Below are 23316 nucleotides of genomic sequence, written 5' to 3'. Positions count from 1 at the left end.
CGGGCATCGGCGAGCATAGGTCGTGAAGATGAACGAAAGGCCGCCCCGGGGTTAACCGGGGCGGCCTTTTCGCGTCAGGGCCGAAAGATCAGCCCTCCGACATCAGTTCCTTCGCCTTGCGCTCCAGGTCCTCGAGACCGCCGCACATGAAGAACGCCTGCTCGGGGAAGTGGTCGTACTCGCCCTCGCTGATCTTCTTGAACGCCTCGATCGTCTCCTGGATCGAGACCGTCGAGCCCGGCACGCCGGTGAACTGCTCGGCGGCGTAGGTGTTCTGCGACAGGAAGCGCTCGATCCGCCGGGCCCGGGCCACGGTGATCTTGTCTTCCTCGGAGAGCTCCTCGATACCCAGGATGGCGATGATGTCCTGCAGGTCCTTGTAGCGCTGCAGGATCCGCTTCACCTCGGTGGCGACCCGGAAGTGCTCCTCGCCGACGAACTCCGGGGCGAGGATCCGGGACGAGGACGCCAGCGGGTCCACGGCCGGGTAGATGCCCTTGTCGGAGATCGACCGCTCCAGGTTGGTGGTCGCGTCGAGGTGGGCGAACGTGGTGGCCGGGGCGGGGTCGGTGTAGTCGTCCGCCGGCACGTAGATCGCCTGCATCGAGGTGATGGCCTGACCCCGGACGGAGGTGATCCGCTCCTGGAGCTCGCCCATCTCGTCGGCCAGGGTCGGCTGGTAGCCCACCGCGCTCGGCATACGGCCGAGCAGGGTGGAGACCTCGGAACCGGCCTGGGTGAAGCGGAAGATGTTGTCGATGAAGAGCAGCACCTCCTGCTTCTTCACGTCACGGAAGTACTCCGCCATCGTCAGCGCGGACAGCGCGACGCGCAGCCGGGTGCCCGGCGGCTCGTCCATCTGGCCGTAGACCAGCGCGGTCTTGTCGATGACACCGGACTCGGTCATCTCGGCGATGAGGTCGTTGCCCTCACGGGTGCGCTCACCCACGCCGGCGAAGACCGAGGTACCACCGAAGTTCCGGGCGACACGGGTGATCATCTCCTGGATGAGCACCGTCTTGCCCACGCCGGCACCGCCGAACAGGCCGATCTTGCCGCCCTTGACGTACGGGGCCAGGAGGTCGATGACCTTGATGCCGGTCTCCAGCATCTCGGTCTTCGGCTCCAGGTCCGCGAAGGCCGGAGCCTTGCGGTGGATGCCCCAGTGGTCGTCCGGGCTGAGGGTCTCGCCCTCGGTCAGGTTGAGGCACTCGCCGATCGCGTTGAACACGTGACCCTTGACCGTGTCACCCACCGGCACGCGGATCGGGTAGCCGGAGTCGCGCACCTCGGCGCCGCGGACCAGGCCGTCGGTCGGCTGCATCGAGATGGCGCGAATCATGTTGTCGCCCAGGTGCTGGGCGACCTCGAGGGTCAGCGTCTTCTCACCGCCGGACAGGTTCACGTCCACGTTGAGGGCGTTGAACAGGGCCGGCATGGCGTCGCGCGGGAACTCGGCGTCGACGACCGGGCCGATGACCCGGACCACGCGACCCGTGGCCGTCTTGGTCTGTACTGGGGCAGTCATCACACTTCACTTCCCGACGCGGCAAGCGCGTTCGCGCCGCCGACGATCTCGCTGATCTCCTGGGTGATCCCGGCCTGACGTGCCGAGTTCATCTCACGCGTGTACTTCTCGATCATCTCTTCGGCGTTGTCGGTGGCGCTCTTCATCGCCCGCCGCCGGGCCGCCGACTCGCTCGCCGCCGACTCCAGCAACGCCGCGTAGATCCGCGTGTTGATGTACCTCGGCAGCAGCGCGTCCAGCAGCGCCTCCGCCTCCGGCTCGAACTCGTACGCCGGGAGCAGGCCCTCGGACCGCGGACGGTCCTCGACCTGCATCGGGCCGATGATCTTCGTGACCGGGTTCTGGGTCATCAGGCTGTGGAACTCGGTGTAGACGATGTGCAACTCGTCGACACCGAGCACGCCGTCCGCCCCGGCGGTGCCGTCCTGGTCGTCCGCGCCGGCGGTGAACGCCTTGATCAGCGTCTCACCCACCTCGCGGGCGTCGGAGAAGGCCGGCTGCTCCGAGAAGCCCGTCCAGCTCGCCGCGATCTGCCGGTTACGGAACCGGTAGAACGACACGCCCTTGCGGCCGATCACGTAGAGCACCGGGTCCTTGCCGTCGGCCTTCAGCCGGGCGACCAACGACTCGGCGGTCCGGATCGCGTTGGAGCTGTAACCGCCGGCCAGACCGCGGTCGGCGGTGATCAGCAGGACGCCCGCCCGCTGCACCCGCTCGCGCGGGGTCAGTAGCGGGTGGTCGATCCGCGCGTTGGACGCCAGCGCGGTGAGCACGCCGGTGATGGCCTTGGCGTACGGCAGCGAAGCCTCCACCCGGGCCTGGGCCTTGGCGATCCGGCTCGTCGCCACGAGCTCCATCGCCTTGGTGATCTTCTTCATCCCCTTCGCCGAGCGAATCCGCTGGCGAAGAACGCGAACCTGGGCTGCCATGGATCAGCTCTCGGCCGGGCGGTCGGTCGTGCCGTCGCGGAAGCGGGTCACCGTCTCGCGGTTCTCCTCGCCCTCGAGCGGCGCGGCCGGGGCCTCGTTGATCGGACGCTCGTCCTCCTTGCCCAGGAAGACCTGCTTGAACGAGGTGATGGCCTGGTCCAGCGAGCCGGCGATGTCGTCGCTCCACTTGCCGTCGGCGATCGCCGCCAGGACACCCTCGTGCTTGTGCCGCATGTACTGGAGGAACTCCGACTCGAAGCGCCGGACCTCACCCACCGGGATGTCGTCCAGCTTGCCCTCGGTGCCGGCCCAGACCGAGACGACCTGCTCCTGCACCGGGTACGGCGAGTAGTTCGGCTGCTTGAGCAGCTCGACCAGGCGGGCACCGCGGGCCAGCTGGTTCTGCGAGGCCCGGTCCAGGTCGGAGGCGAAGGCGGCGAACGCCTCCAGCTCACGGAACTGGGCCAGGTTCAGCCGCAGCGAACCGGAGACCTTCTTCATCGGCTTGACCTGCGCCGCGCCACCGACCCGGGACACCGAGGTGCCGACGTTGATGGCCGGCCGGACGCCCTGGTTGAACAGGTCGGTCTCGAGGAAGATCTGACCGTCGGTGATCGAGATGACGTTGGTCGGGATGAAGGCCGAGATGTCGTTGGCCTTCGTCTCGATGATCGGCAGACCGGTCATCGAGCCGCCACCCAGTTCGTCGGAGAGCTTCGCGCAGCGCTCCAGCAGGCGGGAGTGCAGGTAGAAGACGTCACCCGGGTACGCCTCACGGCCCGGCGGGCGACGCAGCAGCAGCGACACGGCGCGGTACGCCTCGGCCTGCTTGCTCAGGTCGTCGAAGATGATCAGGACGTGCTTGCCGCCGTACATCCAGTGCTGCCCGATGGACGAGCCGGTGTAGGGGGCGAGGTACTTGAAGCCGGCCGGGTCGGAGGCCGGGGAAGCGACGATGGTCGTGTACTCCATCGCGCCCGCCTCCTCCAGGATGCCCTTGATCGAGGCGATCGTGGAGGCCTTCTGGCCGATGGCGACGTAGATGCAGCGGACCTGCTTCTTCGGGTCGCCGGAGCGCCAGTTGTCCCGCTGGTTGAGCACGGCGTCCAGCGCGACCGTGGTCTTGCCGGTCTTCCGGTCGCCGATGATCAGCTGGCGCTGGCCCCGGCCGATCGGGGTCATGGCGTCGATCGCCTTGATACCGGTCTGCAGCGGCTCGAAGACGGACTGCCGGGCCATCACGTTCGGCGCCTGGAGCTCCAGCTCGCGGAAGCCCTCGTTGGCGATGTCGCCCAGGCCGTCGATCGGCTGGCCGAGGGCGTCCACCACGCGGCCGAGGAAGGCGTCGCCGACCGGCACGGAGAGAACCCGGCCGGTGCGCTTGACGCGCTGCCCCTCCTCCAGCTTGGCGGAGTCACCGAGAACGACGACACCGATCTCCCGGACGTCGAGGTTCAACGCCACGCCGAGCGTGCCGTCCTCGAACTCCAGGAGCTCGTTGGTCATGGTCGAGGGCAGGCCCTCGACGTGGGCGATGCCGTCGCCGGTGTCGGAGACGGTGCCGACCTCCTCGCGGGAGACGTCGGCCGAGTAGGAGGAGACGTAGCGCTCCAGGGCGCCGCGGATCTCCTCCGTCGAGATGGTCAGCTCGGCCATCCTCTGCTTCCTTAAGTATCAGGGGCCCGGGATACCTAGTACCGACCGGTCCGAATGGCGTCGATCAAAGAGCTGCGAGGACGCTGGTCAGCGCTTCGCGAGCGCGTTACGGGTCTCGTTGAGGCGGCGCAGGACGGTGCCGTCGTACAGGTCGGAACCGACCCGCACGCTCACCCCACCGAGCACCTCGGGGTCGACCGTCTGCCTGAGGGAAACCTCTCGACCGTACATCGCGGAGAGGCGGGCACCGAGGCGCTGCTCCTCGGAGTCACTCAGCGGGGCGGCCACGGTGACGTACGCCACCTGCCGGTCCCGCCGGTCGGCGGCCAGCTCGACCAGCCGGGTGAGCGCCCCGGCGAACCGGCGTCCCCCGAATCCGGCGAGCGCGACCCCGACGAGGTAGCCGGTGACCGGTCGGGCCTTGCCGGCGAGCAGCTGGTCGACCAGGGCCGCCCGCTGCTCGGCCGGCACCGTCGCGTCGGAGAGCGCGTTGTTCAGCTCCGGCGAACCGGCGACGACCTGGCCGAAGCGGAACAGCTCGTCCTCGACCTCGCCCAGCTCACCGGCGGAGTCGGCGCTGGCCAGGAGCGCCTCGATGCCCAGTCGCTCGGCACCGTCGAGCAGCTCCGACGGAGCCGACCAACGGCCGGAGACCAGCGAGGCGAGCAGGTCCAGCGCCTCGGCGCTGATCTTGCCCCGCAGCATGTCGCCGAGCAGACCGGAGCGGTCCGCACCGGAACGGGCGGGGTCGGAGAGCGCCCGGCGTAGCCGCGGCTCACGCCGCAGCAGCGCGGCGACGGAGAGGATGTCGTCGGCGGTGGGGGCCACCGCCGACGGCTCCGCGCCGCGGACGTACGCGTCGAGGCGCTCGGCCGCGACCTTGTACGACTCCCGGCTGGCGGCCTGCATCAGCGGGCCCCCGTGCTCTCGAGGTTGCTCAGGAACCGGTCGACGGTGCCCTTGCGGCGCGCCTCGTCGGCGAGCGACTCACCGACGATCTTGCTGGCCAGGTCCACCGCGATCGTGCCGACCTCGGTGCGCAGCTCGCGCACGATGGTGGCCCGCTCGGCGGCGAGCTGCTCCTTGCCGGCCGCGATGATCCGGTCGGACTCCTCCCGCGCCTTGGCGAGGACGTCCTGCCGGATGCCCTCGGCGTCGGCCCGGGCGTCGTCCCGGATCCGGGCGGCGTCGGTACGCGCCTCGGCGAGCTGCGCCCGGTACTGCTCGAGGAGCTGGTTCGCCTCGGCCTGAGCGGCCTCGGCGCGCTTGATGCCGCCCTCGATCGCGTCGACCCGCGCCTGGAACGTCTGCTCCATCCGGGGGAAGACGAACTTCATCAGCACGAAGCAGAGGATGGCGAAGGCGACGGTGCCGACCACGAGCTCCTGCCAGATGGGCAGGATCGGGTTGTGCGCCGAGTCACCGCCCTCGGCGGCGATCAGGAACATGGGAAACCTCCCGGTCGAGGGGGTTGGGTCAGCCGGCCCAGATGAAGCCGAACGCGATGCCCAGCAGCGCGAGGGCCTCGATGACGGCGAAGCCGATCCAGACGTACGGCAGGGTCATCCGGGACGACTCCGGCTGGCGGGCCGTCGACTGGATGTAGGCGGCGAAGACCAGGCCGACGCCGATACCCGGGCCGATGGCCGCGAGGCCGTAGCCGATGGCGGCGGTGCTGCCCTCTACCGCGGCGAGAACGTCCATTGGTTGGTTCCTCCTGGTTATCACGCGTGACGGTCACGCGGGACGACAACGGTTGGTGCGAAGTGGATCAGTGCTCGCTAGCGAGCGCGGGCCCGGTGGATCAGTGTTCCTCGGCGAGCGAGCCCTGGACGTAGCTCGCGGTCAGGACCGTGAACACGTACGCCTGGAGGACGATCACCAGGAACTCGAGGAAGGTCAGCGCGATGGTCATCACCCAGGAGAGCAGGGAGACCGGCGCGAGCCACGGGGTGGCGTTCAGCATCGCGAAGCCGCCGAGCGTGAACACCAGCAGGAGCATGTGGCCGGCGAACATGTTGGCGAAGAGACGGACGGCCAGCGAGAACGGCCGGACCAGGAAGTTCGAGAAGAATTCGATCGGGATCAGCAGGGGCAGGATGTACCAGGGCGCCGGCGGGATCAGGGAGTTCTTGATGAACTTGCCGAAGCCGTGGTGCCGGATGCCGACCCAGATGAAGAGCACGTAGCTGATGACCGCGAAGATCGCCGGGAAGGCGATGTGCGAGTTCGGCGAGATCTGCAGGCCCGGGACGATCGCGAAGAAGTTGGTCAACAGGATGAAGCAGAAGAGCGTGGTGAAGTACGGTGCGAACCGCACGCCCTGGTGCCCGATCATGTCGACGGCGATGTTGTTCCGGACGAAGCCGTAGATCGACTCGGCGAACCACTGCTTCTTCGTCGGCACCAGCTGCGGCTTCCGGTAGCTCACCAGGAAGAAGATGATCAGCAGACCGACGGCCAGCCAGACCATTGCCGTGATCTTGGTGAACCAGTACGAGTTCTCCGCACCCCAGGGCAGGATGCTGGGCAGGTAAAAGTCCTCCACGCTGGGTGGGAATGCCGCCTGGCCCGCTGCCAGGACGTTCGCCTGTCCGAACACCGCGTCCCTTCCTAAGTAGGCGTGCCGAGCTTTCGGATGACCAGGATGACGCCCCCGGCCATGCCGATCACGACGCCGATCCCGGTGGCTACGCCACCGGTGTCCAGCCACCCGTCAACCAGCCAGCCGATGAGACCCCACACGAGCATGCCCGCGATCAGGTAGCTGAGCGCGGTCCAACCCTGGCCGGCACCGGGCGGAATGTCGTCCGGGCCGCCGGTGGGTCGGGGGTTCTGGTCACCAGCCATGACGGGGCGAACGATATCAGTCGGGAAGACGAGGCTGTGCCTCACCCCCCGCACAACCGTCGTTGTGTGGGCCTCTGGCGGGCGCGTCGTCTCTGGGCACGCTACTCCCCTCCGGCCACCAGCAAAATGGGGTCCGTCGGCGTTTCGCGCCGATGTTCGTCGTGGCCGGCCACGACGAACCGCGCGGGCGTCCACTTTGTGGACGGCGACCGTTCAGCGGAGCCGGCGGGCGTACACGGTGGTCAGCCACCAGATGTGGACGCCGGTCCAGACCACCACCCCCGCGGCGATGCCGAGGCAGAGCGGCACCAGTCCCGCCCACCCGGTCGACGCCACGCTCACCATCACGACGCCGAGGAGGGTGAACTTGGCCGCGTACAGGCCGAGGCCGAAGGGCAGCACCAGCTGCGGGTTGACGCTGTCGGCCCAGGCCAGGACCAGGGTGGTCAACGTGTAGCTGGCGACGGTGATCCCGACGCCGAGGGCCGCGCCGAGCGCCGCGTCGGCCCCGCCGGCCAGTGCCCCCACCAGTGCCGCGACGGCCGCCAGCCCGGCGGTGGCCGCGAGCAGGACCGGCAGGTGCCGCAGCCGCCAGCGCCGGTCGCCGTCCGTGGGCGCCGCCGGCTCCCGCACCCCGGGCTCAGCCACGGGGGTACGCCGGGAACGCGGCCACCAGTTCGGCCACCTCGGACGCGACCCGGGCCAGGTCGTCGGTGCCGCCGGGCGCGGTCGGGTCGGTACGGACCGCCCGGGCGATCAGCGCGGCGACCCGGGCCATCTCCGGCTCGCCCATGCCCTGCGTGGTGACGCTGGGTGTGCCGACCCGGATGCCGGAGGCGACCATCGGCTTCTGCGGGTCGTACGGGATGGCGTTCTTGTTCAGGGTGATCGTCGCGGCGTCGCAGCGCGCCTCGGCGTCGGCACCGGTCACGCCGGCGTCCCGCAGGTCGATCAGCGCGAGGTGGGTGTCCGTGCCACCGGACACCGGGCGCATGCCCTCGGCGGCGAGCCCGGCGGCGAGCGCCTGCGCGTTGCGGACGACCTGCGTGGCGTACGCCCGGAAGTCGGGCTGCGCGGCCTCGCGCAGCGCGACGGCCTTGGCCGCGACGGCGTGCATCAACGGGCCGCCCTGGGTGAACGGGAAGACGGCCTTGTCGATCCGCGGGGCCAGGCTCTCCCGGCAGAGGATCATGCCGCCGCGCGGGCCGCGCAGCACCTTGTGGGTGGTGAAGCAGACGACGTCGGCGTGCGGCACCGGCGACGGGACGGCACCACCGGCAACGAGACCGATGAAGTGGGCGGCGTCCACCATGAGGTACGCGTCGACCTCGTCGGCGATCTCCCGGAACCGGGCGAAGTCGATCAGCCGGGGGTACGCGGTCGCGCCACAGATGATCATCTTCGGGCGGTGCGCGAGGGCCAGGTCGCGGACCTCGTCGTAGTCGATCAGCTCGGTGTCCCGCCGGACGGTGTAGCCGACGGTGTGGAACCACTTGCCGGAGAAGTTCACCCGGCTGCCGTGGGTGAGATGGCCGCCGTGCGGCAGGTCCATCGCGAGGACCGTGTCCCCCGGCTGGACCAGGGCGGCGTACGCGGCGAGGTTCGCGCTCGCGCCGGAGTGCGGCTGGAGGTTGGCGTGCTCGGCGCCGAACAGCTCCTTCGCGCGGGCGATGCCGATCTCCTCGGCCCGGTCCACCTCGGCGCATCCGCCGTAGTACCGCCGGCCCGGGTAGCCCTCGGCGTACTTGTTGGTCAACGTCGAGCCGAGCGCGGCGAGCACCGCCGGGGAGGTGAGGTTCTCGCTGGCGATCAGCTGGAGCCCGCCGCGCAGCCGGTCCAGCTCGCCGAGAACCACCCCGGCGATCTCCGGGTCGGTCGCCCTGAGCTGGTCGAAGTCCGGGCCCCAGAAGGTCGGCATGTCGGTGTCCACAGCGCCAGAGTCTATGGGGCGGCACACTGGAAACCGTGAGATGCCTGGTGACCGGAGCGACGGGGTACATCGGCGGACGGCTCACGCCCCGCCTGCTGACCGAGGGCCACACCGTGCGCTGCCTGGCCCGGAAGGCGGGCCGGCTGCGGGACGTGCCGTGGGCGGCCCGGGTCGAGATCGCCGAGGGGGACCTCCGCAGGCCGGAGACGCTGCCGGCCGCGTTCGACGGTGTGGACGTGGCGTACTACCTGGTGCACTCGCTCGGGCAGGCCGGCTTCGAGGCCGCCGACCGGGAGGCCGCCACCAACTTCGCCGCCGCCGCCCGCGCCGCCGGCGTACGCCGCATCGTCTACCTGGGTGGCCCGGAGCCGAAGGAGGACGGTGAGGTTCCCTCCCCGCACCTGCGCTCCCGTGCCGAGGTGGGGCGGATCCTGCTGGCCAGCGGCGTACCGACGGCGGTCCTGCGGGCCGCGGTCATCATCGGGTCCGGCTCGGCCTCGTTCGAGATGCTGCGCTACCTGACCGAGCGGCTGCCGGCCATGGTCACCCCGCGCTGGGTGCACAACCGGATCCAGCCGATCGCCGTCCGCGACGTGCTGCGCTACCTGGCCGGGTGCGCGCACCTGCCACCCGAGGTCAACCGCGGGTTCGACATCGGCGGGCCGGACATCCTCACCTTCGGCGACATGATGCAGCGCTACGCCCGGGTGGCCGGACTGCGCCGGCGGATCATCGTGCCGGTCCGGGCGCTGACCCCGTCCCTGTCCTCGCACTGGGTCGGGCTGGTCACCCCGGTGCCGAACGCCATCGCCCGGCCACTGGTGGAGAGCCTGGTCCACGAGGCGGTCGCCCACGAACACGACATCGCCACGTACCTGCCCGACCCGCCGGACGGGCTGACCGGCTTCGACCAGGCGGTCGCGCTGGCCCTGGCCAAGGTCCGCGACGCCCAGGTGGAGACCCGCTGGTCGACCGCGAGCGGCCCGGACGCCCCGGCCGAGCCGCTGCCCTCCGATCCGAAGTGGTCCGGCGGCACCGCCTACACCGACGTCCGCGAACGGGAGGTGGCCGCGCCGCCGGACGCCCTCTGGCGGGTGATCGAAGGGGTGGGCGGGGAGCACGGCTGGTACTCCTTCCCGCTCGCCTGGTCGGTGCGCGGATGGCTGGACCGGCTCGTGGGTGGCGTGGGGCTGCGCCGGGGTCGGCGTGACCCGCACCGCCTCCAGGTCGGCGAGGCGTTGGACTTCTGGCGGGTGGAGGAGATCGTCCCCGGCGAGCTGCTCCGGCTGCGCGCCGAGATGCGGCTGCCCGGCCGGGCCTGGCTGGAGATGCGGACGCTGCCCACCGAGGACGGGCGCAGCCGCTACCAGCAGCGGGCGGTGTTCCTGCCGCGCGGGCTGGCCGGGCACGCGTACTGGGGTGCGGTGGCACCCTTCCACGCCGTGGTCTTCGGCGGTATGGCCCGCAACATCGCCCGGGGCGCGGAGCAGGTCGCCGACCGCGCGGACGCCACCCCCAGCCGTCGCTGAGCCCCGCCCGCCCCCCACCCCGCCTCCGGAAGCCGCACTTTCACGGAAAGTGCGGCTATTCCGCGGGGAATGGCCACACTTTCCGTGAAACTGCGACGACGCGCGGAGGGAGGTACGGCCTAGTTGCCTGTGCGGGGGCCGGTGGGCTGGAAGGCGGTCACCTCACCGGGCGGCACGAAGTCCCGGACCGGTTCGTCGCGCAGCGCGAAGGCGAGCACCTCCCCCACCGCGGTGACCAGCCGGCCCTGCGCCGCCCGGCCCACCGCGTCACGCGGGTCGTCCGGGTTGGTGGCCATCATGGCGACCGCCAGTTGCGGGGTGAAGGCGACCACGGTCTCCGTCGCGTACCGCTCGGAGCTGCCGGTCTTGCCGGCCACCGGCCGGCCCACCTTCGCGTGCAGGCCGGTCGCGGAGCCACCGGCGCACTGCCGGTACATGGACTGATCGCCGACCGGGCAGCGCGCCGCGTCCGCCGCCGCCCGGGCCACGTCCGGGTCGACGGCCTGGCGGCAGTCCGGCTGCGCGGCGGCCACCGGCCGCCCGGCGGCGTCGGTGATCGAGACGACCGGCAGCGGCGCGCACCAGGTGCCCTCGGCGGCCACGGTGGCGTACGCGTTGGCCACGTCGAGCGGGGTGGTGGCCGAGACGCCGAGGGTGAACGGCCCCCAGTTGCGGGCACCGTGCCGGGCCAGCCGCGCGTCTTCGGGGGACCGGAACACGATGCCCAGCCGCTCGGCCATCTCGACCACCCGGTCCGCGCCGACCCGCTCGGCGAGCCACGCGAAGTACGTGTTCACCGACAGCCCGAAGGCCGTCCACATGGTGTGCCGCCCCTCGACCGACGAGGTGGCGTTCTCGGGGCACCAGTACCCGTCGCAGCTCGTCGGACCGGCCACCGGGTAGCGGGTGAGGATCCGGTCCGGGGCGTCGAACTCGGTCCGCAGCGGCAACCCGGACTCCAACGCGGCCAGCATGGTGAAGAGCTTGAACGTCGATCCGGCCTGGTAACCCTCGATCGCGCCGCCCCCGGCGACGAGTTGGTTGACGGTGTTCGGGCGGTTCTTCCGCCCGGCCGGGTTGGCCTGCACGCTGTAGTTCCGGTTCACCGCCATCGCCAGCACCCGCCCGGTGCCGGGCTGGACCACCGCGGTCGGCGCCGCGTACCGGTCGTCCGGCCGGTAGATGCTCCGCACCTGCTCGGTGGTGGCCCGCTGCACCGCCGGGTCCAGCGAGGAGACGATCGAGTACCCGCCGCGGCGCAGGGCGAGCTGCCGCTCGTCGACGGTCGCGCCGAACGCCGGCTGGGAGTTCCACCAGCGGGTGAACCAGTCGCAGAAGAAGCCCCAGTCGTTGTGCGCCTCCGGCACCGCCGTGCAGTCGTTCGGCGTCTCGCTGGGCCGCAGGTTGAGCGGCTCGGTCTTCACGCGGGCCGCCTCGTCGGCCGCGAGCTGCCCCAGCTCCACCAGCCGGTCCAGCACGTACGCCCGACGGCCCAGGGCGGCGTCCGCGTCGCCGTTGATCGGGTCGTCGGTGTGCGGTGAGCGGACCAGCCCGGCCAGCAGCGCCGAGTCGGCCAACGTCAGGTCGGCCGGGGACTTGGAGAAGTACCGCTTGCTCGCCGCCGCCACCCCGTACGCGCCGGCCCCGAAGTAGGCGATGTTGAGGTAGCGGGTCAGGATCTCGTCCTTGCTCAGCTCCCGCTCCAGCGCGAGCGCGTACCGCATCTCCTGGAGCTTGCGCGCGGTGGTGATCTCGGTGGCCGCGCGGCGCTGCCGCTCGGTGAGCCGGGGATCGTTGCCGAGGACGTTGCGGACGTACTGCATGGTCAGCGTGGAGGCACCCTGCCGGGTCGCGCCGTCGCGCCGGTTGACGGTGAAGGCGCGGACGACGCCGCGCACGTCGACGCCGCTGTGCTCGTGGAACCGGGCGTCCTCGGCGGCGATGATCGCCTGGCGCATCACCGGTGCCACCTCCGCCAGCGGCACGTCCACCCGGTCCTCCTGGTAGAAGGACGTGATCAGGGTGGCGCCGTCGTTGGCGTACAGGTTCGACCGCTGGGCGGTCGGCGGCGTACGCAGCGAGTTCGGCAGCTCGGAGTAGGGCGCGGCGAGCGCCGCGAACCCGATCCCGAACACCAGTGCGGCCGGGAGGGCCGCCGCCGCGAGCACCAGTCCGGCGAGTACGCCGGCCATCAGCACGGTCATCAGTTTGTGGAGGTATGCCCGGGTCATCAGCTCTCCCCGCAGGAGCCGTCAGGACCCGTTCAGAATGGCCCGGAGGGCCCTCTTCACTGTCTTTTTCCCCCAAACCCGCAGGAAATTCGCACCTACGGGGTGAACGGGAAGAATTAGGGCAGCAGAGCGGTGGCGAGGGGGTGGACGGTCTCCTCGATCTCGTCGGCCACCCGGCTGAAGCACTGGTCGCCCCGGCCCCACGGGTCGTCGAGGTCATCCGTCGGCAGCGCCACGGTGCCCTGCCGCGCCTCGTGGGCCGCCTCCACCAGCGCGACACCACGGGCGTACACGGCATCCGCGGTGGCCTCGGCGGGCGGTAGCCCGGCGGGGTCGACGGCGGCCAGCAGCCGGCCGAACTCCCCCAGCACGAAGGTGCGCGCGGCCGCGTCCGGGCGCAGCGCCACCACGTACTCCTGCTGGTCGGCGGTGGCCGTGAGCACCAGGTCAGCGGCGTCGATCAGGTCCGAGCGCAGCTTGCGCGCGGCGAAGCCCTCCACGCTGCCGCCGCGCGTGGCGACCTGGCGGGCGGCGGGCGGGTTCATCTCCTCGCCGGCGTGCCACCCCCCGGTGCCGGCGCTGTGACTGTGCACCAGCTCGTCGGCGCGACCGGGGTCGACGTCCCGCCGCCCCAGCCGCTCCCGGACGGCCAGGGCCAGCAGCCGCTCGGCCATCGGCGACCGGCAGATGTTGCCCATGCACACGTGCAACACCGTGAACGGAGGCACTCAGGCCACCCGGCTCTCGATCACGATGTCCGGCACGACGTCCCGCAGCTTCTCCATTGGGATCGCACCCGGACGCAGCAGCCGCGGCGCCTCGCCGGTCAGGTCCACGATCGTGCTCGGCACCGGGTCGGCGGCCGGACCGGCCTCCAGGTAGGCGCGCACCGAGTAGGCGAGTTGGTCCCGGGCCTCCTCGGCGGTCACCGCCGCCGGCTGGCCGACCTTGTTCGCCGACGCGACCGCCATCGGCCCGGTCTCCCGCAGCACCTCGAGCGCCACCGGGTGCAGCGGCATGCGCACCGCCACCGTGCCGTTGGTGTCGCCCAGGTCCCAGCGCAGGCTCGGCGAGTGCTCGACGATGATCGTCAGCGCGCCCGGCCAGAACGCCTCGACCAGGTCACGCGCGGAGCGCGGCAGCGAGAAGACCAGGCCGTCGAGCGTGTGCCGGGAACCGATCAGCACCGGCGGCGGAGCCGCCTGGCCCCCCTTGGCGTCGAGCAGCGCCTTGACCGCGTACGGCGTGAACGCGTCCGCACCGATCCCGTAGACCGTGTCGGTCGGCAGGACCACCAGCTCGCCGTTCTTGACCGCTTCGATGGCCGCGGCGACGCCGCGGTCCCGATCGGCGGGCGACCGGCAGTCGTAGAGCATCACGAGGAGCCAGTCTGCCACGCCGGGCCGGGGTCGGCGTGCCGGCGGTCGTCACGGCGGGACGCGGTGGCGAACCGGGGTCGCCCGGCCAGGTCGTCGTGGCCGGTGATCCCGGCGTACCGGCCGTCGACGGCGAGCAGCGCCGGCAACACGGCGCCGTGCGTGTCGTCGTGCTCGACGCCCAGCACCCCGCCCGGGCGCAGCAGCTCCGCCGCCCGCGCCACCACCGGCCGGATCACCGCCAGCCCGTCCGCACCACCGAAGACCGCGCTCGCCGGGTCGTGCCGTTCCACCTCGGGCGGTACGGCAACCTCGTCCGGCACATACGGCGGGTTGCACAGCAGCACGTCGACCCGGCCGACCAGATCGGCCAGCAGGTCCGGAGCGGTGACGTCCGCCTCGACCATCTCGATCGGCCGGTCCCCCGCCGCCGCCCGGTCCGCCGCGTTGCGCCGCAGCCACCGCAGCGCGGCGGGCGACCGCTCCACCGCCACCACCCGGGCGCCCGGCACCTCGTGCGCCACCGACAGGGCGATCGCCCCGGAACCGCTGCACAGGTCCACCACCAGCGGCTCGGCCGTCCGCGCGGCCTCGGCGATCCCCCAGCCGGCGAGCAGCTCGGTCTCCGGCCGCGGGACGAAGACGCCCGGCCCGACCGCCAGTTCCAGGTGCCGGAACCCGGCGCTACCGGTGAGGTGCTGCAACGGCTCGCGCCGCGCCCGCCGCGCGACGAGCGCGTCGAACCGCTCGCGCTGGCCGTCGGTGAACCCGTCGGCGACCGCCAGACGCCCCCGCGACACCCCCAGGACGTACGCGGCCAGCAGCTCCGCCTCCGCCCGCGCCGCCTCGACCCCCGCTTCGGCGAGTACCCGGGCTGCCCGGGACACCGAAACGGAGGGCCGTTCGCGTCTCGTCCCTTCGGACGGCTGTTGCGGCACGATGGTCACGACATAATCATGCAAGCGTCGAGATGCCCGGCACGAGCGGGTGCGATCCGACGCACACCGACGGGAGGTGACGGGTGGGTTGGCTCGACCGGGTCACCGACCAGGTTGACGCTCTCATCCGGGCACGGGACCTCCAGGAGTCCAGCCGCTCCGCCGAGGCGTCCGCGGTCCTCGACACCGTCCTGCGCACCACCACCGACCCGTACGCGCGGGCCGACGCCCTGGTGCAGCGGCTCTGCACGGTGCTCAACCTGGGCCGGACGGCCGAGTACACCCGGGCCATCGAGGAGGCCTCCGCGGCGGTCCGCGACCTCGCCGAGCCCTACCTGCACGGACATCTCCACGCGCTCGCCGCACTGGCCGCGCACCACCAGGGCGCCCTGGACCGCTGCGTCATGCACCTGGTGCGGGCCTCCCGCGCCCTGGGCGCGGTGGACGACCCCGACCGGGACACCGCGTGGGGCTGGCACGACCTCGCGATGGCCTACTCCTACCTCGGCTTCCACGGCTACGCCCTCAGCGCGATCGAACGGGCCCGGCAACTCGGGACGGCCGCCGGCATCCCCGAGGAGACCTTCGCCGCCCCCGGCATCCGGCTGCGCAACGCGGTCGCGCTGGACCACACCGGCGACACCGACGGCTGCCTGCGGGTGCTGCGGGACGTCTCCACCGACCTCGACCGCTTCCTGAACTCCGGTCGGTCCAGCCGGCTGCGGCCCAGCAGCCTCGCCGCGTACGGTTACGCCGCCGCCCGGCGGGCGGCCCTGGGCGACCGGCTGGACGTCGGCACCGACGCCGCGCCCGCCCGGCTGCTCTCGCACGGCGGCGACAGCGCCCGCGCCCGGGACATGCGCCAACTCGGCCAGGTCTGCCTGGCGATCGCCGAGGGGCGCCCGATCGAGGCGGTCACCCGGCTGGAGACCGTCCAGGTGTCCCACGAGACGCTCGGCGCGGCCGAGCCGGCCCGACTGCGCAGCGTCGCCCTCGCCAGTGCCGGCGACCACGCGGGGTCGCACCAGGTCGACCGGTTGGCGTTCCGGCTGGCCGCGCAGCGCAACGACCGGCTCCGGGACGTCTACATCGACGGCATCGCCGCCCGCATCGACCACGAGGAGATGCGGCGCGAGGCCGTCCGGTTCGAGGGGGAGGCGCTGACCGACCCGCTCACCGGCCTGCCGAACCGACGCCGGTTGGAGCGCTACGTCGCCGCCGTGGTGTCCCGGGGCGAACGGGTGGTGATCGGCGTCTGCGACCTGGACGGCTTCAAGGCGGTGAACACCCGGCACGGGCACCACTCCGGCGACCTGGTCCTGCAACGCGTCGCCGGAGTGATCAACCGGGTGATGCGGCGCGGCGACTTCGTGGCCCGCTACGGCGGCGACGAGTTCGTGGTGGTGCTCTCCGGCGCCGGCATGACCGAGGCGGCGGAGGTGAAGCGGCGCATCGACGCGGCGATGCGGACCGAGGACTGGGAGTCCCTGGTGCCCGGCACCCCCGTCGGCGTGAGCATCGGCTTCGCGGAGGTCGGCGCCGGCGGCCCGGACCTGCGCGCCGCGCTCGGCGTCGCCTTCGAGGCCGCCGACCGGGAAATGCTCCGCGCGAAGACCCAACCCCGCGCCTCCTGACGGACCCGCGCGCCCGCGCCGCGCGCGCCCCGCGCCCCGCGCCCGGCGCGTGCCTGCACTTACACGGAAAGAGTGGCTGTCCGGTCGCGGACAGGCACTCTTTCCGTGAAAGTGCGCGGAGACTAGCGGCGGGTCAACTCCGGGTCACCGGCGAGGCGGGCGGCGCGGTCGGCCTCCGCGAGGGCGTCCAGCACACCGTCCAGGTCGCCACCGAGGGCAAGATCCAGGTTGTACGCGGTGTAGCCGATCCGGTGGTCGGTGATCCGGTTCTGCGGGAAGTTGTAGGTGCGGATCCGCTCCGAGCGGTCGACCGTACGCACCTGCGCCTTGCGGGCGTCCGAGGCGGCCGCGTCGGCCTCCTCCTGCGCCGCCGCCAGCAGCCGGGCCCGCAGAATCCGCATCGCCTGCTCCCGGTTCTGGAGCTGCGACTTCTCGTTCTGGCAGGAGACCACGATGCCGGTCGGTACGTGGGTGATCCGCACCGCCGAGTCGGTGGTGTTCACCGACTGCCCACCCGGGCCGGACGACCGGAACACGTCGATCCGCAGCTCGTTCGGGTCGATGGTGACGTCGACGTCCTCGGCCTCGGGCAGCACCAGCACACCCGCGGCGCTGGTGTGGATCCGTCCCTGCGACTCGGTGACCGGGACCCGCTGCACCCGGTGCACGCCGCCCTCCCACTTGAGGCGGGACCACACGCCGTTGCCGCCCTCCGGCACGCCCTTGGTCTTGATGGCCAACGACACGTCCTTGACCCCGCCGAGGTCCGAGTCCTGCGCGTCGATCACCTCGGTGAGCCAGCCGCGCCGCTCCGCGTACCGCGTGTACATCCGCAGCAGGTCGCCCGCGAACAGCGCGGACTCCTCGCCGCCCTCGCCGGCCTTGATCTCGACGATGACGTCCTTGGCGTCGTGCGGGTCGCGGGGGATCAGCAGCTCGGCCAGGCGCTCCTCCAGCGCCGGCAGGGACGCCGCGATCGACTCCGCCTCGCCGGCGAAGGACGGGTCCTCCGCGGCCAGCTCCCGCGCGGCCACCAGGTCGGCCCGGGCCTGCTCCAGCTCACCGGCGGCCTTGTGCAGGGGCACCAGCTCGGCGTACCGGCGGCCCACCCGGCGGGCGGTGTTCTGGTCGGCGTGGATGGCCGGGTCGGCCAGCCGCTTCTCCAGCTCGGCGTACTCGTCGAGGAGGGCGGCCAGACGCTCGCTGCTCATGCTGCGGGTGCTCCTTCGACGGTGCCGGGGCGGAACGGACAGGGGGAATACGGACGACGCCCGCGTCCGGCGGGAAACCGGACGCGGGCGTCGAACGAGGAGTTACTTGGCCTTCTTGGCCTGAACCTTGGCGTACTTCTGCTGGAACTTCGCGACCCGGCCCGCGGTGTCCAGGACGCGCTGCTTGCCGGTGTAGAACGGGTGGCAGGCGCTGCAGGTCTCGACGTGGATCGAGCCGCCCTTGGCGGTGCTGCGGGTCGTGAAGGTGTTGCCGCAGGAGCAGGTGACGTCGGTGGTCACGTACTCCGGGTGGATGTTGGGCTTCATGTCGCCTCGGTCCTCTCGTCGGTGGTCGCCGGGTCGCCCCCGTCGTGGCGTACGCGACGGACTTCGGGCGTGAACCGGAACCGGTGGCCGATTGACCAGTGTGCCATGGGCGTACGCCAGCTCGATAATCGGGCCGCACAGCAGGTCCGGCTGCCACAACGTACGCCGCCCGGCACGCATTCCCGCGTACCGGCCGGGCATTCACGCAGGCACGACCGCACGGGTTCGTACCCCGGACGGGGCACGTCGCCGACGACCACACGGAGGGACCTGATGGGCCGCCTGATCGCCACCCGGGGACTGCCCGCCTCCGGGAAGACGACCTTCGCCCGGACGCTGCAACCGTCCGTGGTCCGCGTCAACCGCGACGACCTGCGCCGGATGCTGCACGGCGAGCGGCTCTTCACCCAACGCGCCGAATGGCAGGTGACGCTCGTGCAGCGGGCGCAGGTGGAGACGCTGCTACGGGCCGGTGCCGACGTCTGCGTGGACGACACCAACCTGCGCTCGCGGACACTGCGGGACTGGGCCGACCTGGCCGCCCGGTACGGGGCCGGGTTCGAGGTGCACGACTTCACCGACGTACCGCTGGACGAGTGTCTGCGCCGGGACGCGTCCCGGGCGGAGGCCGACCGGGTCGGCGAAGCGGCGATCCGTCGACTGCATGAACGCTACCTGGAGGGTCGCCCACTGCCGTTGCCGGTGCCGACGGCGCGGACGGGCCGCCCGGCACGGGTGAACCCCCCGTCCGACGAGCCGCCGGAGATCGTCCTGGTGGACATCGACGGCACCGTCGCCTTGAACGTCTCCCGCAGCCCGTACGACATGACCCGGGTCGGCGAGGACGAGCCGAACCCCGCGGTGATCGCGGCGGTCCGGGCCATGCACGCGGCCGGGTACGGAGTGGTTTTCTGCTCCGGCCGGGACGCCTCGGCGCGGGCCGCCACCGAGGCGTGGCTGGACCGGCACGTCAAGGTCCCCTACCTCGCACTGCACCTGCGGGCGGTCGGTGACTCGCGCAAGGACTCGATCGTCAAGCGGGAGATCTACGAGCGCGAGGTCGCCGACCGGTACCGGGTGGTCGGCGTCTTCGACGACCGGATGCAGGTGGTGCGGATGTGGCGCGAACTGGGCCTCACCGTCTTCCAGGTAGCCGACGGCGACTTCTGAGACGGTGAAAGGAAGGGCCCCCGCTTAACGCCTCCGGTAGAGGAAGGGCCCCTTGTTAACACTCGGCCCCCGCCCAGCTGCCGACGAGGCCCGCACCGGACATCGGTGCGGGCCTCGGGGCGAGGTGTTAACCGGGGGCCCTTCCTATGCACGAGGCGTTAAGAAGGGGCCCTTCCTTACACCTCAGCGGGCGGTGAGGGCGAGCGTCGCTTCGGCGTGCACCCCGTTGACGTCGACGGCGAGCTTCACCGGCGCACCGGCGCGCAGGGCGGTGAGCTGACCGGTGGCCGGGTCGAAGCGCGCCACGTGCCAGGGCTTCAGCCCGGCGACCGGGCCGACGTGCAGGTTCGGCGAGGCGGACCAGTCGGCGCTGACCGGCGCCGCCACCGGCACCGTACGCCCGCCCGGCTGGGTCACCGTCGCGGTGACCGGTACCCCCGCACCCACCGTGACCGTGGCCGGTGCGACCAGGGCGAGGGCGTCGACGTGCGGGTGGAACTCGGCGTCCACCCAGCGTGGGCCCTCGGCGAGCGGGTTCCGGCGGGCCCGGTCCGCCTCGGCGGGGGTCACCGGGTCCACCCCGAACTCGGTCCAGCCGGTGAAACCGCCCTGGTCGGCCGGGCTGGAGGGGCCCTTGCCGGAGTTGCCGTTGATGACGTACGGCACACCGTCGACCCGGTCGGCGTGGAACTGGCCGACGTGCCCGCCGACGAACAGCGCGCCCTTGCCGGTGCGGTGCTGGAAGTCGGCCAGCCACTGCTCCAGCAGCGCCGCCTCCTTCCGGTCGCCGAGCTGGCTGGCCTTGGCCGCGCCCGGGTCACGGGGCGGGTGGTGGTGCACGACGACCACCGAGCCGACCGCGTCGTCGCCGGCGGCGGAGTCGAGGGCCGACCGGAGCATCCGAATCTGGTCGAAGCCGCCGCCACGCAGTGAGCCGGTGGACGAGTTGAGGGTGACGAAGCGGGTGCCCTGGTGGTCGAAGACCCGCTCGGTGTCGCCGAAGACGGCCCGGAAGTTGCTGATCGGGGCGCCCATGATCTCGTGGTTGCCGGGCACGTAGTGGTAGGGGATCTCTCCGCCCAGTTCCTCGTCGAGGAGCCGCTTCGCCAGCGCGAAGTCCGCCGGGTAGGCGGTGTCCACCAGGTCGCCGTTGATCACCAGGAAGTCCGGCTTCGCCGCCCTGACCTCGCGGAGCGTGCGGCGGGCCTGGGCGACCAGGTCGCTGTCCGGAGCCGCCGCGACGAACTGGGCGTCGGACATCACCGCGAAGCGCCACGGTGCACCGTCCACCGTGCCGTCCCGGAGCACCACCCGGTCGGTACGCGGCGCCTCGGCCGGCGCGTCGACCGTCGGCGGCACCTTCGCCACCAGGTCGTCGATGACCACCTCGCTGGTGTACGTCGCCGCGGCGTTGGTCTCCGCCACGTAGAACCGACGGACCCGCACCGGGTACTGCACGCCGGACGGCACCGTGAACTGGACGTACCGCCAGCCCTTCCAGTCGATCAGCGGCCCGCGCAGCACGTGCTGGGTGTCCTGGGCGTCGTGCAGGTGCAGGCTGGGCCACTCGCCGGTGCCGTTGCCGTGGATCCACACGCCGAAGGCCTGCGGCTGACCGGCGACCGGGATCCACGCGGGCGGATTGGCGTACGCGGCCCGGGTGCCGGTGGACTGGCTGAAGTCGTACGTCATCTTCAGCCCGGTGCCGGTGCGGCCCGGCGCCGGGGCGACCGCGCCGCTGGCCCGGGCCTGGCTGAACGTCCACGAGGCCGCGTCGTCGAATCCGGCGACCGGCACGTCGGTCAGACCGACCGTCACCGGTACGACGGTGCTGCTGCGTCCGACGCGGACGGTGACCAGGGTGGAGCCACTGCCGCGCAGCGCGGTGGCGGACAGGTTGCCGTCGGCGGTGGGGGTGATGCGCAGCAGCTCGCGGTCGTACTCCAGTGTCAGGTCGGCGGGCTCGACCGGGGCGGTGTTGCCCTCGGCGTCGTACCCGACGACGCCGAACAGCGCCGTCCCGTCGACGGCGGAGAGGCCGACGCGGTCCACCGTGGAGTCGATCCGGGCCAGCGGCCCGAGCACGGTGAGGTCGATGGTGCCGTGTGCCTCGCCCCGCCAGGCGGTGACCGTGGTGGTACCGGGCGCGCCCGCTCGGAACACCCCGTCGTCCACCGCGCCGTGCACCGCCGGGTTGACCCGCCAGGCCGGTGCGCCGGCCGCAGGGCCGTACGTCTCGTCGTGGCCGGCGGCGGTGAGTCGGCGGGTCAGGCCCGGGAAGACCCGGTCCGGCCGGCCGCCCCGCACCGGCGAGACGCCCGGCGCGGTGGTCGGGTCGCTGGCGGTCTCCAGCCAGTACCCGGTGAGCCGTCCGCTGCCCTTCGGGGCGTACAGGGCCAGACCGTTCGGCACGGCCCGCTCGGTGCCGTCCGACGGGCTGTTCTCCACCTGTACCGCCGCCGCGCCCGGCTCCCGGGCGAGCAGCGTGGACGAACCGCCGCCGTCGAGGTTGAGCGCGTGGTGGGCGCCGAGTTCGGCCATCATCCGGCCCATCTCGGTCTGGGTGACGCCCCTGCTGTCGACCTGCCGGCCGTCCACCGTGAGCATGATCATGCGGCGGCCGTCGGCGGAGAAGCCCACCGACGTACGCGGCGCGAGGGTGGCGTCGGCGATGCTCTGCACCACGCCGTCGCGGACCAGCACGTTGCCGCCGCCGACCGCCGCGTGCAGGGTGCTGCCGTCGGCGGCCTTCGGGCGGTACGTGACGTCGACCGGGTCACCGGGCTTGAGGCCCGCGAGGCCGTCCGCGCCGGCGTCGCGGCCCAGCAGGATGGTGGTGCCGGCCGGGATCGGCCCGCTGCCGGCCGTCGTGGCGACGGCGGCCACGCGACCGCCGACCACGGCGACCTCGGTGACGCGGGTGGCGCCGGCGACCGGACGCTCCCGGGTGTACGCACCCCAGAGCGACGTGAACGCCCCGATGCCGTCGGCCTGGACCATGTTGTTGAACTGGGTCAGCGGCACCGGCCCGGTGGGCAGCGTGGCGGTGCCCGCGAAGTTGACCTCGATCACCCGACCGAGTCCCTCGCCGGTGATCGCCACCGCGTTGGGGTGTCCGCTGATGGCGGACTGGACCAGCTCGCCGTCGCGGATGCCGACGCCCTGGGCCGCACCCGAGTTGTTGATGTCGAAGAAGTCGCCGTTGACGGCGGCGACGGCCCGCGAGGCGTCCACCGCGCCGCGCAGGGGCTCGGCTCGGCTGACCGCGCCGGAGTTGACGTAGTCGACCGTGACGCCGCCGCCCAGGTCCGCGGTGAGCGCGTCCGCGCGCAGCCAGCCCTGGGCGTCGTACCGGTCGAAGGAGGTGAGGTCGAGGCCCGGCGCGACCGGACGGGTGGTCGTCGTGGTCTCCAGGCCACCGGCCGGCTCGACGCCGGTCGTGGTCGCGGCGGTGGCGGCGCTCGCCGTGGGGTCCCCGGCGATGCTGACCGAGTCCGCGGCGTACGAGGAGGCGCGGGGCGCGTCCTCGGCGGCCGTCACGGAGAGGTCGGACGTCGGCGGTGCCGCCGCACCGGCCGTCACGGGAACGGTGCCGGCCACGGTGAGCAGCGGCGTCAACAGCAGGACGCCGGCGAGCCGGGCGGATCGTCTGCGGGTACGCATGGACGACAGTCAACCGGATGATGAATAGAAGTTTCAACGGTTGACTGCTGAACCGAAGGAAAATTCCACGGCTCGGCCGTCGGAGACAGGTCACGTCGCGTGACGGCGGGCCGACCTGCGCGGATGCCGCGTGGCCCCCTTTGCTCTGCACCCCGATGCGCACCGCGCACGATCCGTGGCCGGTGCGTATCCGGGTGCAGAGCAAAGGGGGGAAGGGGCATGTCGGCCCGGCGCGGAAGGCACGGGCATTTTCCCTGTTCAGGAGGTTGCGCAGAATCGTCCGGCAGAACGCGGACGTGACCTCCTCCGCAGGAGGTCACGTTCGGTGATGATGGGCCGGGCGA

At 72.0% G+C, this 23316-nt stretch carries 20 protein-coding genes; 3 read left to right on the top strand and 17 right to left on the bottom strand.

Going from position 1 to position 23316, the window contains the following annotated elements; all coding sequences use genetic code 11:
* Window positions 1-88: 88 nt before the first annotated feature.
* The 10 genes from atpD to glyA form a co-directional block, all read right to left on the bottom strand.
* The gene (gene atpD, locus ACTMSW_RS30255) at window positions 89-1528 is read right to left on the bottom strand and encodes a F0F1 ATP synthase subunit beta (RefSeq protein WP_441184201.1); all 1440 of its coding nucleotides are present in this window, start codon (window positions 1526-1528) and stop codon (window positions 89-91) included.
* Complete coding sequence (locus ACTMSW_RS30250) at window positions 1528-2457, bottom strand: F0F1 ATP synthase subunit gamma (protein WP_441184200.1); 930 nt, start codon at window positions 2455-2457, stop codon at window positions 1528-1530. The genes atpD and ACTMSW_RS30250 overlap by 1 nt, the downstream gene beginning before the upstream one ends.
* 3 nt (window positions 2458-2460) lie before the next feature.
* Complete coding sequence (gene atpA, locus ACTMSW_RS30245; protein ID WP_441184199.1) at window positions 2461-4113, bottom strand: F0F1 ATP synthase subunit alpha; 1653 nt, start codon at window positions 4111-4113, stop codon at window positions 2461-2463.
* 87 nt (window positions 4114-4200) lie between these two features.
* The gene (locus tag ACTMSW_RS30240) at window positions 4201-5022 is read right to left on the bottom strand and encodes a F0F1 ATP synthase subunit delta (protein ID WP_441184198.1); all 822 of its coding nucleotides are present in this window, start codon (window positions 5020-5022) and stop codon (window positions 4201-4203) included.
* Window positions 5022-5561, bottom strand: a complete 540-nt coding sequence (locus ACTMSW_RS30235) for a F0F1 ATP synthase subunit B (protein WP_441184197.1) — start codon at window positions 5559-5561, stop codon at window positions 5022-5024. The genes ACTMSW_RS30240 and ACTMSW_RS30235 overlap by 1 nt, the downstream gene beginning before the upstream one ends.
* A 28-nt stretch (window positions 5562-5589) precedes the next feature.
* Entirely contained in the window at window positions 5590-5817 is a 228-nt protein-coding gene (locus ACTMSW_RS30230) for a F0F1 ATP synthase subunit C (RefSeq protein ID WP_393109582.1), read from the bottom strand.
* A 100-nt stretch (window positions 5818-5917) separates the two neighbouring features.
* Window positions 5918-6715 carry a F0F1 ATP synthase subunit A gene (gene atpB / locus ACTMSW_RS30225; protein ID WP_441184196.1) on the bottom strand — a complete coding sequence of 266 codons (798 nt, stop codon included), beginning with the start codon at window positions 6713-6715 and terminating at the stop codon, window positions 5918-5920.
* An 11-nt stretch (window positions 6716-6726) separates the two neighbouring features.
* Window positions 6727-6963 carry an AtpZ/AtpI family protein gene (locus ACTMSW_RS30220; RefSeq protein ID WP_441184195.1) on the bottom strand — a complete coding sequence of 79 codons (237 nt, stop codon included), beginning with the start codon at window positions 6961-6963 and terminating at the stop codon, window positions 6727-6729.
* 213 nt (window positions 6964-7176) lie between these two features.
* Complete coding sequence (locus ACTMSW_RS30215) at window positions 7177-7611, bottom strand: hypothetical protein (protein ID WP_441184193.1); 435 nt, start codon at window positions 7609-7611, stop codon at window positions 7177-7179.
* Window positions 7604-8881, bottom strand: a complete 1278-nt coding sequence (gene glyA / locus ACTMSW_RS30210) for a serine hydroxymethyltransferase (RefSeq protein ID WP_441184216.1) — start codon at window positions 8879-8881, stop codon at window positions 7604-7606. Before glyA ends, ACTMSW_RS30215 begins: the two co-directional genes overlap by 8 nt.
* A 47-nt stretch (window positions 8882-8928) precedes the next feature.
* Between glyA and ACTMSW_RS30205 the strand changes: the two genes are divergently transcribed.
* A complete protein-coding gene (locus ACTMSW_RS30205) occupies window positions 8929-10422 on the top strand; it encodes an SDR family oxidoreductase (RefSeq protein WP_441184191.1) in 1494 nt (497 codons plus the stop codon).
* Window positions 10423-10541: 119 nt separating this feature from the next.
* On the opposite strand, the gene ACTMSW_RS30200 is transcribed toward ACTMSW_RS30205, so the two are convergent.
* The 4 genes from ACTMSW_RS30200 to prmC form a co-directional block, all read right to left on the bottom strand.
* A complete protein-coding gene (locus ACTMSW_RS30200; RefSeq protein ID WP_441184189.1) occupies window positions 10542-12653 on the bottom strand; it encodes a transglycosylase domain-containing protein in 2112 nt (703 codons plus the stop codon).
* Window positions 12654-12769: 116 nt separating this feature from the next.
* The gene (locus ACTMSW_RS30195) at window positions 12770-13381 is read right to left on the bottom strand and encodes an arsenate reductase/protein-tyrosine-phosphatase family protein (RefSeq protein WP_441184187.1); all 612 of its coding nucleotides are present in this window, start codon (window positions 13379-13381) and stop codon (window positions 12770-12772) included.
* Window positions 13382-14029 (bottom strand): L-threonylcarbamoyladenylate synthase, encoded by a 648-nt coding sequence (locus tag ACTMSW_RS30190; protein ID WP_441184215.1) that lies wholly within the window; start codon window positions 14027-14029, stop codon window positions 13382-13384.
* Window positions 14029-14967 (bottom strand): peptide chain release factor N(5)-glutamine methyltransferase, encoded by a 939-nt coding sequence (gene prmC, locus ACTMSW_RS30185; RefSeq protein ID WP_441184214.1) that lies wholly within the window; start codon window positions 14965-14967, stop codon window positions 14029-14031. Before prmC ends, ACTMSW_RS30190 begins: the two co-directional genes overlap by 1 nt.
* A gap of 83 nt (window positions 14968-15050) precedes the next feature.
* On the opposite strand from prmC, the gene ACTMSW_RS30180 reads away from it, so the two are divergent.
* Window positions 15051-16601: a diguanylate cyclase domain-containing protein gene (locus ACTMSW_RS30180; protein ID WP_441184185.1), complete on the top strand. Its 1551-nt coding sequence runs from the start codon at window positions 15051-15053 to the stop codon at window positions 16599-16601.
* 122 nt (window positions 16602-16723) lie between these two features.
* On the opposite strand, the gene prfA is transcribed toward ACTMSW_RS30180, so the two are convergent.
* Window positions 16724-17812: a peptide chain release factor 1 gene (gene prfA / locus ACTMSW_RS30175; RefSeq protein WP_441184183.1), complete on the bottom strand. Its 1089-nt coding sequence runs from the start codon at window positions 17810-17812 to the stop codon at window positions 16724-16726.
* 102 nt (window positions 17813-17914) lie between these two features.
* The gene (gene rpmE, locus ACTMSW_RS30170; protein ID WP_091103487.1) at window positions 17915-18139 is read right to left on the bottom strand and encodes a 50S ribosomal protein L31; all 225 of its coding nucleotides are present in this window, start codon (window positions 18137-18139) and stop codon (window positions 17915-17917) included.
* 273 nt (window positions 18140-18412) lie between these two features.
* On the opposite strand from rpmE, the gene ACTMSW_RS30165 reads away from it, so the two are divergent.
* The gene (locus ACTMSW_RS30165; protein ID WP_441184181.1) at window positions 18413-19309 is read left to right on the top strand and encodes a phosphatase domain-containing protein; all 897 of its coding nucleotides are present in this window, start codon (window positions 18413-18415) and stop codon (window positions 19307-19309) included.
* Window positions 19310-19492: 183 nt separating this feature from the next.
* Here the strand turns inward: ACTMSW_RS30165 and ACTMSW_RS30160 are convergent, their stop codons facing one another.
* Window positions 19493-22972 carry a phosphodiester glycosidase family protein gene (locus tag ACTMSW_RS30160; protein ID WP_441184180.1) on the bottom strand — a complete coding sequence of 1160 codons (3480 nt, stop codon included), beginning with the start codon at window positions 22970-22972 and terminating at the stop codon, window positions 19493-19495.
* Between the last annotated feature and the right edge of the window lie 344 nt (window positions 22973-23316).

The organism is Micromonospora sp. BQ11 (assembly GCF_052068135.1).
Classification (GTDB): Bacteria; Actinomycetota; Actinomycetes; order Mycobacteriales; family Micromonosporaceae; genus Micromonospora.
The sequence above is the reverse complement of the archived record's forward strand: the minus strand, read 5'-3'. Positions and strand labels throughout refer to the sequence as shown.

Bases quoted from the DNA above. Each gene is read 5' to 3' on its own strand.
- atpD (WP_441184201.1), bottom strand. From the start codon at position 1,528: ATGACTGCCCCAGTACAGACCAAGACGGCCACGGGTCGCGTGGTCCGG.
- ACTMSW_RS30250 (WP_441184200.1), bottom strand. From the start codon at position 2,457: ATGGCAGCCCAGGTTCGCGTTCTTCGCCAGCGGATTCGCTCGGCGAAG.
- atpA (WP_441184199.1), bottom strand. From the start codon at position 4,113: ATGGCCGAGCTGACCATCTCGACGGAGGAGATCCGCGGCGCCCTGGAG.
- ACTMSW_RS30240 (WP_441184198.1), bottom strand. From the start codon at position 5,022: ATGCAGGCCGCCAGCCGGGAGTCGTACAAGGTCGCGGCCGAGCGCCTC.
- ACTMSW_RS30235 (WP_441184197.1), bottom strand. From the start codon at position 5,561: ATGTTCCTGATCGCCGCCGAGGGCGGTGACTCGGCGCACAACCCGATC.
- ACTMSW_RS30230 (WP_393109582.1), bottom strand. From the start codon at position 5,817: ATGGACGTTCTCGCCGCGGTAGAGGGCAGCACCGCCGCCATCGGCTAC.
- ACTMSW_RS30220 (WP_441184195.1), bottom strand. From the start codon at position 6,963: ATGGCTGGTGACCAGAACCCCCGACCCACCGGCGGCCCGGACGACATT.
- glyA (WP_441184216.1), bottom strand. From the start codon at position 8,881: ATGCCGACCTTCTGGGGCCCGGACTTCGACCAGCTCAGGGCGACCGAC.
- ACTMSW_RS30200 (WP_441184189.1), bottom strand. From the start codon at position 12,653: ATGACCCGGGCATACCTCCACAAACTGATGACCGTGCTGATGGCCGGC.
- ACTMSW_RS30190 (WP_441184215.1), bottom strand. From the start codon at position 14,029: ATGCTCTACGACTGCCGGTCGCCCGCCGATCGGGACCGCGGCGTCGCC.
- prfA (WP_441184183.1), bottom strand. From the start codon at position 17,812: ATGAGCAGCGAGCGTCTGGCCGCCCTCCTCGACGAGTACGCCGAGCTG.
- rpmE (WP_091103487.1), bottom strand. From the start codon at position 18,139: ATGAAGCCCAACATCCACCCGGAGTACGTGACCACCGACGTCACCTGC.
- ACTMSW_RS30165 (WP_441184181.1), top strand. From the start codon at position 18,413: ATGGGCCGCCTGATCGCCACCCGGGGACTGCCCGCCTCCGGGAAGACG.
- ACTMSW_RS30160 (WP_441184180.1), bottom strand. From the start codon at position 22,972: ATGCGTACCCGCAGACGATCCGCCCGGCTCGCCGGCGTCCTGCTGTTG.